The organism is Micromonospora sp. NPDC005197, assembly GCF_040608295.1.
Classification (GTDB): domain Bacteria; phylum Actinomycetota; class Actinomycetes; order Mycobacteriales; family Micromonosporaceae; genus Micromonospora.
In genome coordinates this window covers 1-15,811 of record NZ_JBEXHY010000116.1, presented here as the reverse complement: position 1 = coordinate 15,811, position 15,811 = coordinate 1, and the positions used below count along the sequence as shown (strand labels likewise).

Here is a 15,811-nt window from a genome sequence, read left to right as displayed (position 1 = left end):
TGGTCCTCGACCAGGCGGGCCGGACCAGCTTCGATCGGCCGGTCAGGAGCGCTCCTGGCGAGCCGGTCGTTGCGCTACAGCGATGGGTGACCGGACGCGATACTGCGGGTAGCGTGAGCGCTGGTGGTGCCGCCGGTTGTAGCGGTGGGCGGCCCACCCCCCAGACCGCTACCTGGGAGCACAGCCATGACGTCCCACGTCGACCCGCGCTTCGGCAACACGCTTCGTCAGCTCCGCGAGCAGTCCGGGCTGTCCCTGCGGGCCCTCGGTCAGCTCACCCACCGGGGCAAGAGCCACCTGCACGAACTTGAGGCCGGCAGCAAGGCACCCACCGTGGAAACCGCCCAGCACCTTGACCAGGCACTGCACGCCAACGGTGCTCTTGTCCGCCTCGTGCGCGCGCCCGTCGACCACGAAGCCGAAGCCGACGAACTGCTCCGGCGGGTCGCTGCTTGCGACGTCAGCGCCGAAACCCTCGCCCGCATCGAGCGAGGCGTGGACGACCTCGCCAGCCTGTACCCCACAACCGCGCCGGTCGACCTGCTGCCGATGGTGCGTCAGCACCTCGCCTATGTCACCCGACTACTCGGCGGCCGGGTCACCCTCGCCCAGCAACGGCGTCTCGTCGTCGCGGGCGGCTGGCTGGCCGTACTGAGGGCCACCGTGCACATCGACCTGCAACAGCCGGGCGCCGCCGCCGCGCACCTCACCGCGGCATCCGGGCTCGCCGGCCACGCCGAGCATCCGGAGATTCAGGGTTGGTGTCTGGAGACGCGGGCGTGGGAGGTGCTGACCCTCGGCGACTACCGGGGTGCCCTGGACCTGTCGCGGCAGGCGCAACAGGTGGCGCCTGTCGGCAGCTCCGCGCACATTCAGGCGACCGCGCAGGAGGCGCGGGCATGGGCGCGGATGGGCGCGGTCCGTGAGACGCGTCGGGCACTGGACCGGGTGGAACGCTTGACTGCGAACCTGCCTGTCCCGGAACGGGCGGAGCACCACTACCGGTACGACCCGGCAAAGGCTGAGGCGTACGCGGCGACGACGCTGGCGTGGGCAGGTGACCCCGCCGCCGAGCGGGTCGCGCGGTCCGTGCTGGCCCACCTGGATCCGCGCGGCGACGGCGGTGAGCGGCCCCGGCGGGCGGCATCGGCTCGACTGGACCTCGGGCTGGCGTTGGTGACCGCCGGACGACCGGATGAGGCGTCGGTGTTCGCCGCGGAGGCGGTCGCGTCGGGGCGAGTGGTGCCGTCGAATTGGTGGCGGGCGCGGGAGGTGTTGCGCCGGGTCGAGCGGACGGGCGCACCGGAGGCTGCCGACCTGCGTGACGTGTACGAGCAGTTCGACCGGACCAGCACGGGCGAGTAGCGGACAGGATCGGTTGACGGCGGACAGCCGCGTCCTCCTGACCGCAGGTAACCCTCCGTAGCGTCATGTTTACGGGATCAGTGGCCGGTGTGCTGTCGGACGTGATGTGGGCGCTCAGCGCCGCCGGTCCCGCCAGGGAGGGCAGGGGCGCCGTGCCGGATATGACCGGCCGACTCTGCTCCGGAGGCGAGGGGCGAGCGATGATCCGCAAACTGGTATCCACTCTGACCGGCCGACCAGCTCACCACTACGACGGGTCGGTCCGGTGACCGCCCGGCAGATGCCCGGCCCCGGCACCCGGATGTCGGTGCGGCCTACCGAGTGGCAGCCCAGCCCTGGCATCGAGGGCCAGACACACCACGACATCGTCATCGTGTCCGTCCACGAATCTCATGACCCGCGCTTCGCCTGGGTGTACGGCCACGGCCCGGACTGTGCGTGGGAGTCCGCCGACTGCTCGCAGCCGTTCTGCTTCGAGGTGCTGGTCAGCGTCGACGTTCTTGCCGCCGCAGCGGCCGGTGCGAGGCCATGACCGCCCCCACGCTCGCCCGGTTGGAGGCGCGGTGGCGGCGGACCCTCATCGAGCACCAGGCCGTTGCCGGTCGCTGCCCGGTCTGCGGGACGCGGGGCCGCTGCCGGGAGTGGGCGGAGGCGTTCGGTCAGCTCGTCGCCCACGACCTGTTTCTCCCCGGTGCTCGTCGGCGCGGTGTGTCAGACGGGGGCGAGCCGGAAGCCGACGCCGCGGACCGCGTGGATCGTGGCGGCGGCGTCCAGCCGGGCGAGCTTGCGGCGCACCCGACGGACGACCGAATGCATGTCGGACCCACGGCCGAGGTGCCGGTTGCCCCAGACCTTGAGGTGCAGTCGCTCGTAGGTCCAGATCTGCCCGGGAGCGTCGACGAGGCAGAGCAGGACGTCGTGTTCCAGCCGGGTCAGGTCGATCTCCTGATCGCGCCAGCACACCACCCGGCGGTCGGAGTCGACGCTCAGATCCGGCGGCGGCTGCGGGCGTGGCGCGGCCTCCGTGCGCACGGCCGGGACGGGAGGAGGTACGGGGGGCAGCTCGCCCACCCCGAGGAACCCCCGTGCCTGGTCGACGTTCGAGACGATCAGGAAGGCGTCGGTCCCGCCGAGCAGACGGGCCAACTGCCGGCGCTCAGCCGGCGAGGACGCGATGCCGATGACCAGCGAGGCGACCGGAATTCCCTGCATTGCCCAACCCCTTCCGGTTCCCCACGAACACTCCGGATGGTTTTCGCACCGCCGAGGACGACCATCGATCGGCGTCCTGACCCTAGTGGTGGCTCGTCTCGGCTGGGTAAAACATAGTTGCATGTAAGCATGTGAATGACGGTCGAGGTCACAGCCGTGCGGACGGCTTGGCGACAACAAGGGGGGTTGGGAGAGCGGGATCGCCGCTTTTTTCCAATGGTGACCGGCGGTTGTGACAGAACGAAGACAATCCACGGACGGCGTCCGGACCTGGCGGGACGAGCATGGTCGACGTGTCCCACGGATCGTCGTACCCCGTCGGTCGGTCGTCGCCCGGCTCCGCGCGGGCGCTGTCGTCCGGCTCCGCGCGGGCGCTGCCGTCCGGTCGCGTCGCCGCGCCGCCCGGTCTCCGGCTGCTCGGAGCTGCCGTCTGCTTCCTGCTCGCCCGGGTGCTCACCGGCGTGCTGTTCGTCCGGCGGGTCGCTGGACACCGACCAGACCATCTTCGCGGCGAAGCGTCGGGCACGCGGCCGACCACTACTAGGCTCGATCGCGGAGGTGCCGAACATGAAGCTCGGGCTGCACTACTGGACTTTCTCGACTCCGGCCGATCCGGCCGCCATCGCGCCGACCCTCACCGAGGCGGCGACCATCGCCGACCAGGCCGGCGTGGCCTCGTTCACGGTCATGGACCACTTCTTCCAGATGGAGGCGCTGGCCCCGGCCGAGGAGCCGATGTTGGAGGCGTACACGACGTTGGGCTTCGTCGCGGCGCAGACCCGTCGAATGACGCTCGGTGTGCTGGTCACGGGTGTGATGTACCGGTATCCGGGGCTGCTGGCCAAGACCGTGACGACCCTCGACGTGCTCTCCGGAGGCCGGGCCCGGCTCGGCATCGGGGCGTCCTGGTACGAGCGGGAGCAGCGCGGGCTCGGCGTGCCAGTGGTGCCGGTGGCCGAGCGGTTCGAGCGGCTGGAGGAGACGCTGCGGATCTGCCGGCAGATGTTCAGCGACGACAACGGGCCGTTCGACGGGCGGCACTACCAGCTCACGGAGACGATCAACTCGCCGCAGCCGCTGCGTCGTCCGCACCCGCCCATCATGATCGGTGGCAGCGGCGAGAAGAAGACGCTGCTGCTGGTCGCCCGGTACGCCGATGCCTGCAACCTGTTCGGCACCGGCGCCGAGGGGATCGCGCACAAGCTGGACGTGCTGCGCGGGCACTGCGCTGCCGAGGGCCGCGACTACGACAGCATCGAGAAAACAGTGCTGGCCTCCAAGCCGCCGCTGGAGGATCTCGACGGGTTCCTCGCCGAGGTGTCCGACTATGCCAAGCTCGGCGTCACCGAGGTGCAGGTCACGCCGGACCGGCATCCCGTGGAGTTCGCCCGGCGGCTCGGCGACGAGGTGCTGCCGCGGCTGGCCGACATCGGCTGACGCGACAGGAATTGCGGGTCCGGGTCGCTGCGCGAGGCGCGACCGGCTGCTCGCCCACGACGGCGAGGGCCGCCCTCCCGCCGAAGCGGGGGACGGCCCTCGTCGGTGACCGGTCAGCCGACCGAGGCGGGGAACCTCTCCCACACCCGGTGCGCGGCCATCAACTGCTGCACCGCGGTCAGCGCCTCGGCGCCCGAGCCGGCGGACACGATGCCCGGGGTGCCGGCCACCCCGGCCTGCTCCAACACGGTGACGCCGGCGCCCCAGGCGCCGATCGCCTTGGCGTGCCGCCAGCACTCCTCGACCAGGAGCAGCACGCGGGGATCGACGGTCGCCGCGCCCGGCCGGCCGGCCTTGGCGTCGCGCGCGGGCAGCGCGTCCGGTGCGGGCACCGGCGCCCCGGCCAGCAGGAGCGCGTCCAGCTCGACCGACCGGCCGGTGGCGAAGGTCCGCTGGACGGGCATGTCGCCCACCATGCCCCCGTGCGGGGCGATCAGCAGCGGCACCATGCCGGCCTCGAACACGGCCCGGCGGACCTCGCCGACGCCGTCCAGGTCACCGTCGGGGTCCACGACGATCCCGACCGTGCGACCGTCGGCGGGCCATGCCCCGCCGACCTGCGACAGGGCCGGGCTCGGCGCGACGTCGGCCAGCGGCACCGTCGGCTGCGGCGCGGGCAGTCCCAGGCCGGTGGCGACCTGCTCGCACAGCACCGGGTCGATGTTGGCGAGGCACTGGAGCTGGCGCTCCTTGATCGCCTGGTGGTAGCACTTGCCCAGCTCGAAGGTGTACGCCCGGATGATGTGCTCCTTCTCGACCGGCGACATGCTCAGCCAGAACAGGCGTACCTGGCTGTAGTGGTCGTCGAACGACGCTGGGTTGGCCCGAACCTTTGGCGCCTGCGCCACGGTCACCGGCACGTCGAGGAATGCGTTCTCGGCGTCGCCGGCCGGGAAGGGGTTGCCACCGTCGAGCGAGTTCGGCCGGTACGGCGCCACCCCGGCGTGCACGGCGTGCTGGTGGAAGCCGTCGCGCAGCATGTCGTTGACCGCGGCGTGCGGGCGGTTGATCGGGATCTGTGCGAAGTTCGGCCCGCCGAGGCGGGTGAGCTGCGTGTCGACGTACGAGAAGAGCCGGCCCTGCAACAGCGGGTCGTTCGTGACGTCGATGCCCGGCGGCAGGTGGCCGAGGTGGAAGGCGACCTGCTCGGTCTCGGCGAAGAAGTTCGTCGGCGTCCGGTTGAGGACCAGCCTGCCGATCGGCTGCACCTCCGCCAGTTCCTCCGGAACGATTTTCGTGGCGTCCAGCAGGTCGATCCCGGCGAAGGTCTCCTCGGGAGTGTCGGGGAAGACCTGAATGCCGAGTTCCCACTCGGGGAACGCGCCGGCCTCGATCGCGTCGTAGAGGTCCCGGCGGTGGAAGTCGGGGTCGATGCCGCCGAGCAGCTGCGCCTCCTCCCAGGTCAGGGAGTGCACACCGAGCTTCGGCTTCCAGTGGAACTTCGCCAGCACCGTCTCCCCGGCCTCGTTGACGAGGCGGAAGGTGTGCACACCGAAGCCCTCCATCGTCCGGTACGAGCGCGGGATGCCCCGGTCGGACATGTTCCACATGGCGTGGTGCTGCGCCTCGGTGTGCAGCGAGACGAAGTCCCAGAAGGTGTCGTGCGCGCTCTGCGCCTGCGGGATCTCCCGGTCGGGGTGCGGCTTCGCGGCGTGGATGATGTCGGGGAACTTGATGGCGTCCTGGATGAAGAAGACCGGCATGTTGTTGCCGACCAGGTCGAAGGTGCCCTCGTCGGTGTAGAACTTCGTCGCGAAGCCACGGGTGTCCCGGACCGTGTCGGCCGAGCCGCGCGACCCGAGCACTGTGGAGAACCGGACGAAGACCTCCGTCTCGCGCCCCTTCTTGAGGAAGCCGGCCCGGGTCACCGCCTCGGCGGTGCCGTAGGCCGTGAACACCCCGTGCGCGCCCGCGCCACGGGCGTGCACCACACGCTCCGGAATGCGCTCGTGGTCGAAGTGCGTGATCTTCTCGCGCAGGTGGTGGTCCTGGAGGAGCACCGGCCCCCGGGGCCCGGCCTTGAGCGAGTGGTCGGTGTCGCGCAGTCGCGCCCCGTTCGCCGTGGTGAGGTACGCGCCCTGCTGGCCCTTCGCGGTCGCCGGCACGCCGGTCTCGGCGCCGGTCGGCGTACGGGTCTGCGGTGCGCCCTGTTCCGGCTTCGGCGGCAGCGGGTCGTGGGGCGAGGTCGGTTCCTCGACGGGTGGGGGTGCGCTGCCCGGGGCGCCGGGCACCTCGGGCGTCAGAGCGTCGGCGATCTTTTCGGAGGCGGTCTTCACGACGTTCTTGACCGCCTCGGCGGGCTTGCTGGAATCCACTGGTGTGAACCTCTCCGTGGAGCGTTTGGGCATGCCCCTGCACCCCTACCCCTGGTCGGAGGGTCGAAACGCGCAGAAGATCCGATCTGCGGGCGGGACTGGTGATTTCACCGATGCGGGGGCCGAGCGGAGCGGCGAAGACTGACGAACGTCGATATCGCTCGACTCTAGGGAGTGCCCGACGTGTCGTCACCAACCACCACCCGTCCCCGTTCCGCGCCCGCTCGCGCCGTCCGGCTCGCGCTGGCCGCCACCCTGCTCGCCGCCGGTGTCCTCGCCGGACCCGCCCCCGCTCAGGCGGCCAGCCCGTACGAGCGGGGCCCCGCCCCGACCACCGCGATCCTGGAGGCCAGCCGCGGCCCCTTCGCCACCGCCTCGCAGAGCGTGTCCTCGTTGAGCGTCACCGGCTTCGGCGGCGGGGTCATCTACTACCCGACCAGCACCAGCGAGGGCACGTTCGGCGCCGTCGCCATCTCGCCCGGCTACACGGCCGCGTGGTCCAGCATCAGCTGGCTCGGGCCGCGGATCGCCTCGCACGGCTTCGTGGTGATCGGGATCGAGACCAACAGCCGGTTCGACCAGCCGGACAGCCGTGGCCGGCAGCTGCTCGCCGCGCTCGACTACCTCACCGAACGCAGCTCGGTGCGCAGCCGCATCGACAGCAGCCGCCTCGCGGTCGCCGGCCACTCGATGGGCGGCGGCGGCAGCCTGGAGGCCGCCTCGGCGCGGCCGTCGTTGCAGGCCGCGGTGCCCCTCGCGCCCTGGAACACGGACAAGAGCTGGTCCGAGCTGCGGGTGCCCACGCTGATCATCGGCGGCGAGAGCGACACGGTCGCGCCTGTCGCGTCGCACTCGGTGCCGTTCTACACCAGCATCCCGGCCTCGGCCGAGAAGGCGTACCTGGAGTTGAACGGCGCGAGCCACTTCTTCCCGCAGACGGTCAACACGCCGACGGCCCGCCAGATGGTGGCCTGGTTGAAGCGGTTCGTCGACGACGACACCCGCTACGAGCAGTTCCTCTGCCCGGGCCCGAGCGGGTCGGCGATCGAGGAGTACCGCAACACCTGCCCCAGTTACTGAGCGGGTCGGGCCGGGGTGGTCGCCGTTGGCGGCCGCCCCGGTCGCGTCAGCGCATCGAAGGTCTTGACGCCATAACCGAGAAACGTACACTGCGAGTGTAAATAACACCCGCCACGGCAGAGGGATGGGTGATGGAACGCGGGCTCGAACTGCACGGCATCGGCGTCCGTTTCGGCGGCCTCACGGCCCTCGACGACGTCTCGCTGCGAGTGCCACCCAACCGGGTGGTGGGCGTGATCGGGCCCAACGGCGCCGGCAAGACCACGTTGTTCAACGTGATCTGTGGCTTCGTGACGCCCCAGATGGGTTCGCTCACTCTCGACGGTCGTCCGCTGCGACCACGGCCGCACCGGCTGACCAGACTCGGCATCGCCCGGACCCTGCAGGGGACCGGGCTCTTCGCCGGTCTCAGCGTCCTGGAGAACGTGATGACCGGCGCGTCGCACACCGCCCGCGCCGGCTTCGGGTCGGCGCTGCTCGGGCTGCCCCGCAGCGACCGCGACGAGCGCCGGCTGCGCGAGCACGCCCTGGACGTCCTCGACGACCTGGGGATCGCCCGGCACGCCGACGCCGCGCCGGGCACGCTGCCCTTCGCCGTACGCCAGCGGGTCGCCCTGGCCCGCGCGCTCGCCGCGCGGCCCCGGCTGCTGCTGCTCGACGAACCCGCCGGCGGCCTCGGCGCCGACGACATCGCCGAGCTCGCCGAGCTGGTGCGGCAGCTCCCTCGGCGCGACGCCGACCCGTGCGCGGTGCTGCTCGTCGAGCACCACATGGACCTGGTGATGGCCGTCTGCGACGAGCTCGTGGTGCTCGACTTCGGCCGGGTGATCGCCGCCGGCACGCCGGACGAGATCCGCGACGACACGACGGTCGCCGACGCCTACCTCGGTGCCCTCGTCGAGGAGACCTCGTGAGCGCGAGGACTGCGCGGGGCGCGCGAGCCGGGCGGTCGCGAACGAAGGAAGGCCCAGCGTGAGCGCGGCCGATCTGCTCGTGGTGCGGGGGCTGGTGGCCGGTTACGGTGCCGCGCCGGTGTTGCGGGCGGTCGACCTCACCGTGCCGGCCGGCACGATCGCCGCCGTCGTGGGCGCCAACGGCGCCGGCAAGACGACGCTGCTGCGGGCGCTCTCCGGCATGATCCGTCCGGCCGCCGGCCAGGTCGTCCTCGCGGGGGAGGACCTGCGGGGTACGCCGGTGGAGCAGCTCGTCCGGCGCGGCATGGCGCACGTGCCGGAGGGGCGGGGCGTGATCAGCGAGTTGACTGTCGACGAGAACCTGCGGCTCGGCGGGCTGTGGCGGCGGGACCGTGCGGACGCCGGCCGCGCCCTCGACGAGGTCTACCAGCTCTTCGAGCCGCTCGCCCGGCGTCGCCGGCACCTCGGCCACCAGCTCTCCGGTGGTGAGCGGCAGATGCTCGCGCTGGGCCGGGCACTGGTCGGCCGGCCGCGCCTGCTGCTGCTCGACGAGCCGTCGCTCGGCCTGGCACCCCGGGTGGTCGCCCGGACCATGGCGCTGCTGCGCCAGCTGCGCGACCGCACCGGCCTGACCGTGCTGCTCGTCGAGCAGAACGTGCGCAGCGCGCTCGCCGTGGCCGACCAGGGCGTCGTGATGTCACTGGGCCAGGTGGTGATCGCCGCCCCGGCGGCCACGCTGCGCGACGACGACGACCTGCGCCACGCGTACCTCGGCTTCTGACCCACCTCGTCCCCTGGAGGGAGGACTGTTGGACCGCTTCGTCTTCCTCACCGTCGACGGTCTGTCGCGGGGCGCGGTGTACGCCGCGTTCGCGCTGGCGCTGGTGCTCATCTGGCGGGCGGCGCGGGTCGTCAACTTCGCCCAGGGGGCGATGGCCGTCGCCGCCGCGTACGTCGCGTACTCCGTGTCCGCCGCGACCGGCTCCTACTGGCTCGGCTTCCTGGTCGCGATCGTCGCCGGCCTGCTGCTCGGCGCGCTGGTGGACCGGGTCGTGATGCGGCACGTCGACCACGCGTCGCCGCTCAACCCGGTCATCGTCGCGCTCGGGCTGGTGCTGGTGCTCCAGGCCGTGCTGGGCATGGTGTACGGCAACGAGTTCCGCCCCGCCGACGTCCCGTTCAGCCGGTCCGCCCTCACCGTCGGCGGGGTGGCCGTGCTGTCGCCGTACGACCTGTTCGTCTTCGCCACGATCGGAGTGGTGGTCAGCGCGTTGGCCTGGATGTTCGCGCGTACCGCCGTCGGGTTGCGGATGCGCGCGGCGGCCTTCGCGCCGGAGGTCTCCCGCCTGCTCGGGGTCAACGTCGGCGGGATGTTGACGCTCGGCTGGGCGCTCGCCTCCGGCGTGGGCGCGCTCGCCGCGATGCTTGTCATCCCGACCGAGTTGGGCCTGCACCCGCACGCCATGGACCTGATGTTCGTCTCGGCGTTCACCGCGGCGGTGGTCGGCGGGCTGGACAGTCCACCGGGGGCGGTGGTCGGTGGCCTGGTGGTGGGTCTGCTGCTCTCCTACGTCAGCGGGTACGCCGGCAGCGACCTCACCCCGCTGGCGGTGCTCGTCCTGCTGCTGGCGGTGCTGCTGGTCCGGCCCGGCGGGTTGTTCGCCCCGGTCGCGGCGAGGCGGGTGTGAGCGCCACCCGGGCGGCCCTGCCGCCGAGGCAGCGGCCGGCCCAGACCGGCGACCGTCCGGTCGACCGCGGGCGACGCGGCTCCACGCTGCTGCGGCACCTCGCCGTGCTGCTCGCCGTGGGGCTGGTGCTGGTGGCGGTCAGCTACGCCGTCGAGCCGTTCCGCAACTTCCAGCTCGCCACGGTGGCGGCGTATCTCTGCGCCACCGCCGGGTTGACCGTCCTCACCGGGCTCAACGGTCAGCTGTCGCTGGGGCACGGGGCGTTGATGGCGACCGGCGCGTACACCGTGGCCCTGTGCCAGAACGCGTTCGCCGACCGGGGGTTGACCGGCGGTTGGCTGTTGCCGCTGTCGCTGGTCGCGGCGGTGCTGGGCACGGTCGCGGTCGGCGCGGTGGTCGGTGTGGCGGCGGCCCGGCTGCGCGGGCCCTACCTCGCCGGGGTGACGCTCGCCGTGGCCGTCGTGGTGCCGGCGTTGGCCGTCACCTTCGACGGCGTGTTCAACGGCGAGCAGGGGCTGTCGGTGCCGGTGGAGCCGCCGCCGATGGCGCTCGGCGCGTACTTCCCGTACGAGCGGTGGCAGCTCTGGCTCTCGGGCGCTGCCACCCTGCTGGCCCTGCTGCTGGTGGCGAACCTCATCCGCAGCCGGTACGGGCGGACCTTCCGGGCGGTCCGCGACGACGAGGTGGCGGCCCGGCTCGCGGGCATCCACGTGGCCCGCACGCAGGTTCTCGCCTTCGTGGTCAGTGCCGCCACCGCCGGGCTCGGCGGCGGACTGCTCGCGATGCTCGCGCAGAGCGTCTCGCCCGGGGCGTTCTCGCTGACCCTGTCACTCTTCCTGCTGATGGCGGTGGTGATCGGTGGCCTCGGTCGCCTCGCCGGCGCGCTGTGGGGGGCCGTGCTGCTGGTCGCCCTGCCCGATCTCACCCATTCCGTGACCGAGCTGCTCACCCTCTCGCCGGCGGTGGCGCAGCGGCTGGAGGGCAACCTCCCGCTGGCGATCTTCGGCGGCACGCTGATCGTCGTGATGATCGCCGCGCCCGGCGGTGTGCAGGGTCTGCTGTCCCGTCTCGGCCGAGGGCTGCGGGCCCGCTGGCCGGCGCGGCGTTCCTGAGCTGTCCCCGGCCCGGCCTCGGCCGGGCGCCTCACCACCACACCGTTCCCACCGAACCGGACCGAGAAAGGTCGGTGTTTCCCATGCACCGTACGGCACGACGCGGTCTCGCGATCGCCAGCACCATCGCCCTGCTCGTCACCGCCGCGGGCTGTGGCGGCGACGACGGCCCCACCTCCGGCGGGGGGTCGGTGCCGGGGGTCACCGACACCGAGATCGTCGTCGGCACCCACATGCCGCTCACCGGACCGGCCTCGGCCGGCTACTCCAAGATCGCCCCGGCGACGAAGGCGTACTTCGACTACGTCAACGCCAACGGCGGCGTGCACGGCCGGAAGATCACCTACAAGATCATGGACGACGGCTACAACCCGGCGAACACCCAGCAGGTGGTACGCCAGCTCGTCCTGCAGGACAAGGTCTTCGCCATCCTCAACGGCCTGGGCACGCCGACGCACACCGGTGTGCTCGACTTCCTCAAGACCAACCGGGTGCCCGATCTCTTCGTCGCCTCCGGCAGCCGCAGCTGGGACCAGCCCGACAAGTATCCCGGCACGTTCGGCTTCAACCCGGACTACACGATCGAGGGCAAGATCCTCGCCAACTACACGAAGGCGAACCTGGCCGGCCAGAAGGTCTGCTTTCTCGGTCAGGACGACGACTTCGGCCGCGACAGCCTGGCCGGCGTGGAGAAGGTGCTCGGCGCCGGGGCGGTGGCCGTCAAGCAGACGTACGTCACCAGCAACACCAACGTCGCGCCGCAGATCGGCGCGTTCAAGGCGGCCGGCTGTCAGGTCGTCATGCTGGCGACCGTGCCCGGCTTCACCGCGCTGTCCATCGGCACCGCCGCACGGCTGGGCTTCAAGCCGCAGTGGCTGGTCTCCAACGTCGGCGCCGACCACCCGACCCTGGCCAAGCAGCTCGGCGCCGCCGCCCCGCTGCTGGAGGGCATGGTCGGCACCAACTACCTGCCGATGCAGAACGACACCGCGAACCCGTGGATCCAGCTCTTCACGAAGATCAACAAGACGCACAACGGTGACGCGCCGTTCGACGGCAACACCGTCTACGGCATGTCGGTCGGCTACCTCTTCGTGCAGGTGCTCCTCGCCGCCGGCAAGGACGTCACCCGCGAGAAGGTGCTCGACGCGGTCCAGAAGGGCGGCTTTGCGGGCCCCGGGCTCGCGCCGCTGCGCTTCTCCGCCGACGACCACTCCGGCTACGGCGGGCAGCGGTTGAGCCGGGTGAGCGGAGGAGTGCAGAGCTACTTCGGGCCGACGTACGAGACCGACGACGGGGACGGGCCGGTCACCGAGTACAGCGCCCCGCCGGTCGCGCCGCCGGCGAACGGGGTGCCGACCGTCTCCTGACGAGCCCGCCATCGCCTCGTACGACCCGGGGGTCATTGCCTCCGGGTCGTACGAGCGTGCCCGGATGCCGTGCGCGGCGCCGACGGGTGGCGGCCGTTGACCGACACCGATCAGTCCTCCTACTATCTGCACTGTGGATGCAATTTCAGGTCGACTCGCGGGTCGGGTCGCCATCGTCACCGGCGCCAGTCGCGGGATCGGCCTGGCCATCGCCCGACGCCTCGTCGCCGAGGGCGCCCGGGTGGGTCTGACCGCCCGCCGTCCCGAGGCGCTCGCCGACGCCGTCGCCGCCCTCGGCGGCCCCGCGTACGCCGTGGCCGTGCCCGGCCGGGCCGACGACCCGGCGCACCGGGCCGAGGCGGTGCGGCAGGTCGGCGCGGCGTTCGGGCCGGTGGACCTGCTGGTCAACAACACCGGCATCAACCCCGTGCACGGCCCGCTGGTCGAGCTGGACCTGGCCGCCGCCCGCAAGATCCTCGACGTCAACCTCGTCGCCGCGCTGGGCTGGGTACAGGAGGTCTGCGCCGCCGGCATGACCGAGCGGGGCGGCTGCGTGGTCAACGTCTCCTCGATCGCCGGCCTCGCGCCGTCGCCGGGCATCGCCTTCTACGGCGTGAGCAAGGCCGCGCTCAACCACCTCACCGCCAGTCTCGCCGTCGAGCTGGGGCCGACGATCCGGGTCAACGCCGTCGCCCCCGGGGTGGTCAAGACCCGCTTCGCCGCGGCGCTCTACGAGGGGCGCGAGGACGAGGTCGCGGCGCGGTACCCCCTCGGTCGGCTCGGTGTCGCGCCGGACGTGGCGGGCGCGGTCGCCTTCCTGGCCGGCCCCGACGCCGCCTGGATCACCGGACAGACCATCGTCTGCGACGGTGGCGTCACGCTGGCCGGCCGGCCCGGATGACACCTGTCGTGCGCGCTCGGAGGTGCCTGATCATCGCCTGTCTAGACTCGGCGGGGAGCCGGGCGACGTCGTGGCGGTGAAGGGGCGGGGGCGGATGAACAGGGTCGAGGCCCCGGGGCGGGTGGACGGGCGGACGGCCCGGGCCGAGCGCACCCGGGCAGCCATCGTCGAGGCGCACCTGGCACTCATCGCCGAGGGCGACCTGCGGCCGACCGGGGAGCGCATCGCCGAACGGGCCGGCATCTCACTGCGGACACTCTGGACCAACTTCAAGGACATGGAGACGCTCTTCGAGGCGAGCGGCGCCGAGGTGCTGCGCCAGCAGGATGCCGCCTACCGGCCGATCTCGCCCGCGTTGCCGCTGGCCAAGCGGGTCGACGCGTACTGCCGGCAGCGGGCACGGCTGCTCCAGCTCATCGCGCCGTCGGCGCGGGCCGCGCAGATGCGCGAGCCGGTCTCCGACCAACTGCACCGCAACCGCCTCAAGCACATCGACCGGGTGCGCGACGAGGTCGAGCACCTCTTCGCCGCCGAGCTGACGAACGCCGGGCGGGGGCGCGAGCAGCTGCTCAACGCGGTGGTGGCGGCGAGCATGTGGCCGGCCTGGTCGATGCTGCGCTACGGCCTCGGGCTGGGCGTGGACCAGGCCCGCGCGGTGATGTCCCGGACGGTCGGCGCGCTGCTCGCCGAGGTCACGACCGACTGATCCCGGCTCGTCCCCTCTTTCCATCCGGTGACCGATGGGTGACACTGGGACGCATGGTTACTGCATACTCAGTGCAAATAACCGTGTTGCGCGGCCGGGACGACCAGTGCCGAGCCATCCGGACTCTGCTCGACGGCGTGCCCGACGGCGGTGGGGCTCTGCTCCTGCACGGCGAGCCCGGCTCGGGCCGGACGGCGCTGCTCTCCTACGCCCACCGGTACGCGAAGGACTGCACCGTCCTCGGCGGCGCCGGGCTGCCCGAGGAGGCGACGCTGCCGTACGCCGGCCTGCAACGTCTGCTCGATCCGGTGCTCGACCGGGCCGCCGCCCTGCCCGAGCCGCGACGGCACCTGCTGCGCCGGGCGTTGGACGGCGAGGGCTGCCGGCCCGAGCGCCGGCTGGCCCTGTCGGTGGCCGTCCTCGGTCTGCTCGCCGCGGCCGCCCGGGAGCGCCCGCTGCTCGCCACCATGGACGACGTCGACCGGGGTGACCCGCAGACCGCGCAGGTGCTGGCCTTCGTCGCCCGCAGGCTACGGCACCTGCCGGCCGCCGTCCTGCTCACTGCGGACGTCGGCACCACCGTCGACGGCATCGCGGCGCACCGGCTGCCGCCGCTCGGCGAGCGGGACAGCATCGCCGTCCTCACCGACCGGCTACCCGAGCGACCCGCCGCGCCGGTCGCGGCCACGCTCGCCGCCGTCGGTGGCGGCAACCCGCAGGCTCTCGTGGACCTCACCGAGGTGCTGAACCCGGGGCAGTGGCGCGGGGAGGAGCCCCTGCCGGCCGCGCCGCCGGCCGATGGCGCACTCGCCCGCGCCTACCGGGCCCGCCTCGACCGGCTGCCGCCGGACACCCGCCGGATGCTGCTGCTCGCCGCGCTCGACGAGTCGGACGAACCGGCGACCTTCGTTCGCGCGGCCGACGCCGCCGGCCTGGCCGTCGAGGCGCTCGCCCCGGCCGAAGCCGCCGGTCTGGTTCGGGTCGAGCCCGGGGGCGTCACGTTCGCGCAGCCGCTGGCCCGCACGATGGTCGCGGCCGGTGCGCCGCTGGCCCAGCGGCGCGCGGCGCACCGGCTGCTCGCGGAGGTTCTCGATCCGGACGGGCAACGGCTGCTGCGGGCGATGCACCTCGCTGCCGCGACGGCGGGCGCCGATCCGGCCCTCGCCGCCGAGTTGGAGCGGGCGGCGGCCGGTGGGCGCGACGGCTGGGCCGTGGCGTCGGCCGCGCTGTGCCGGGCCGCCGCGCTCAGCGACCGCCCGAGCGACGTCGCAGCGCGCCTGCTCGCCGCCGCCCGGTACGCCTGGACCGCCGGGCAACCCGGCCAGGCCCGGCTCCTGCTCGACCGCCTCCGCGCGACCTGCGCGGACCCGACCGTCACCGGGCACGCCGGGCTGCTGCGCGGCGAGCTGCAACTGCGCTGTGACGACGCCGCCGGCGCGGCGGCCACGCTGCTGTCCGCCGCGCGTACGGTGGCCGGGACCGACCGCGCCGTGGCCATGGAGGCGCTGGCGCGGGCCGGCGAGGCCGTGTGCTTCGCCGGCGACCAGTACCGGTACGCGGAGGTCGGCCGGCGGGCCGCGGCCCTGCGGCACCCGAACGACCCGCCGGCCGTGGAGCTGGCGGGATGCCTCGTCACCGGGGTGGCCGCCAC

At 72.7% G+C, this 15,811-nt stretch carries 14 protein-coding genes; 12 read left to right on the top strand and 2 right to left on the bottom strand.

The features are described from left to right. The first annotated feature begins 186 nt into the window (after positions 1–186). Both ABZU46_RS26050 and ABZU46_RS26045 read left to right on the top strand, forming a co-directional pair. Entirely contained in the window at positions 187–1,365 is a 1,179-nt protein-coding gene (locus tag ABZU46_RS26050; RefSeq protein WP_354861846.1) for a helix-turn-helix transcriptional regulator, read from the top strand. A gap of 265 nt (positions 1,366–1,630) precedes the next feature. Continuing rightward, complete coding sequence (locus ABZU46_RS26045; RefSeq protein ID WP_354861845.1) at positions 1,631–1,897, top strand: hypothetical protein; 267 nt, start codon at positions 1,631–1,633, stop codon at positions 1,895–1,897. A 179-nt stretch (positions 1,898–2,076) separates the two neighbouring features. Here the strand turns inward: ABZU46_RS26045 and ABZU46_RS26040 are convergent, their stop codons facing one another. Beyond that, entirely contained in the window at positions 2,077–2,577 is a 501-nt protein-coding gene (locus tag ABZU46_RS26040) for a winged helix-turn-helix domain-containing protein (RefSeq protein WP_354861843.1), read from the bottom strand. A gap of 567 nt (positions 2,578–3,144) precedes the next feature. On the opposite strand from ABZU46_RS26040, the gene ABZU46_RS26035 reads away from it, so the two are divergent. Then, a complete protein-coding gene (locus ABZU46_RS26035) occupies positions 3,145–4,014 on the top strand; it encodes an LLM class F420-dependent oxidoreductase (RefSeq protein WP_354861841.1) in 870 nt (289 codons plus the stop codon). A gap of 113 nt (positions 4,015–4,127) precedes the next feature. Here the strand turns inward: ABZU46_RS26035 and ABZU46_RS26030 are convergent, their stop codons facing one another. Next, entirely contained in the window at positions 4,128–6,389 is a 2,262-nt protein-coding gene (locus ABZU46_RS26030; protein ID WP_354861840.1) for a catalase, read from the bottom strand. Positions 6,390–6,572: 183 nt separating this feature from the next. On the opposite strand from ABZU46_RS26030, the gene ABZU46_RS26025 reads away from it, so the two are divergent. The 9 genes from ABZU46_RS26025 to ABZU46_RS25985 form a co-directional block, all read left to right on the top strand. Continuing rightward, positions 6,573–7,469 carry an alpha/beta hydrolase gene (locus tag ABZU46_RS26025; RefSeq protein ID WP_354861838.1) on the top strand — a complete coding sequence of 299 codons (897 nt, stop codon included), beginning with the start codon at positions 6,573–6,575 and terminating at the stop codon, positions 7,467–7,469. A 131-nt stretch (positions 7,470–7,600) separates the two neighbouring features. Further along, on the top strand, positions 7,601–8,383 hold the full coding sequence (locus ABZU46_RS26020) for an ATP-binding cassette domain-containing protein (protein ID WP_354861836.1): 783 nt from the start codon (positions 7,601–7,603) through the stop codon (positions 8,381–8,383). A 58-nt stretch (positions 8,384–8,441) separates the two neighbouring features. Beyond that, positions 8,442–9,164: an ABC transporter ATP-binding protein gene (locus ABZU46_RS26015; protein WP_354861834.1), complete on the top strand. Its 723-nt coding sequence runs from the start codon at positions 8,442–8,444 to the stop codon at positions 9,162–9,164. A gap of 28 nt (positions 9,165–9,192) precedes the next feature. After that, complete coding sequence (locus tag ABZU46_RS26010) at positions 9,193–10,071, top strand: branched-chain amino acid ABC transporter permease (RefSeq protein ID WP_354861833.1); 879 nt, start codon at positions 9,193–9,195, stop codon at positions 10,069–10,071. Further along, positions 10,068–11,183 carry a branched-chain amino acid ABC transporter permease gene (locus ABZU46_RS26005; RefSeq protein WP_354861831.1) on the top strand — a complete coding sequence of 372 codons (1,116 nt, stop codon included), beginning with the start codon at positions 10,068–10,070 and terminating at the stop codon, positions 11,181–11,183. The genes ABZU46_RS26010 and ABZU46_RS26005 overlap by 4 nt, the downstream gene beginning before the upstream one ends. 83 nt (positions 11,184–11,266) lie before the next feature. Beyond that, complete coding sequence (locus ABZU46_RS26000) at positions 11,267–12,553, top strand: ABC transporter substrate-binding protein (protein ID WP_354861830.1); 1,287 nt, start codon at positions 11,267–11,269, stop codon at positions 12,551–12,553. Between the two features lie 133 nt (positions 12,554–12,686). Next, the gene (locus tag ABZU46_RS25995; protein ID WP_354861828.1) at positions 12,687–13,454 is read left to right on the top strand and encodes an SDR family oxidoreductase; all 768 of its coding nucleotides are present in this window, start codon (positions 12,687–12,689) and stop codon (positions 13,452–13,454) included. 94 nt (positions 13,455–13,548) lie between these two features. Continuing rightward, positions 13,549–14,160, top strand: a complete 612-nt coding sequence (locus ABZU46_RS25990) for a TetR/AcrR family transcriptional regulator (RefSeq protein ID WP_354861826.1) — start codon at positions 13,549–13,551, stop codon at positions 14,158–14,160. Positions 14,161–14,297: 137 nt separating this feature from the next. Beyond that, positions 14,298–15,811, top strand: a 1,514-nt coding sequence (locus tag ABZU46_RS25985; RefSeq protein ID WP_354861824.1) for an ATP-binding protein, incomplete at its 3' end; no start/stop codon positions are given.

Coding starts and splice junctions, on each gene's coding strand:
- ABZU46_RS26035 (WP_354861841.1), top strand. CDS start 3,145: ATGAAGCTCGGGCTGCACTACTGGACTTTCTCGACTCCGGCCGATCCG.
- ABZU46_RS26000 (WP_354861830.1), top strand. CDS start 11,267: ATGCACCGTACGGCACGACGCGGTCTCGCGATCGCCAGCACCATCGCC.
- ABZU46_RS25990 (WP_354861826.1), top strand. CDS start 13,549: ATGAACAGGGTCGAGGCCCCGGGGCGGGTGGACGGGCGGACGGCCCGG.
- ABZU46_RS26020 (WP_354861836.1), top strand. CDS start 7,601: ATGGAACGCGGGCTCGAACTGCACGGCATCGGCGTCCGTTTCGGCGGC.
- ABZU46_RS26040 (WP_354861843.1), bottom strand. CDS start 2,577: ATGCAGGGAATTCCGGTCGCCTCGCTGGTCATCGGCATCGCGTCCTCG.
- ABZU46_RS26050 (WP_354861846.1), top strand. CDS start 187: ATGACGTCCCACGTCGACCCGCGCTTCGGCAACACGCTTCGTCAGCTC.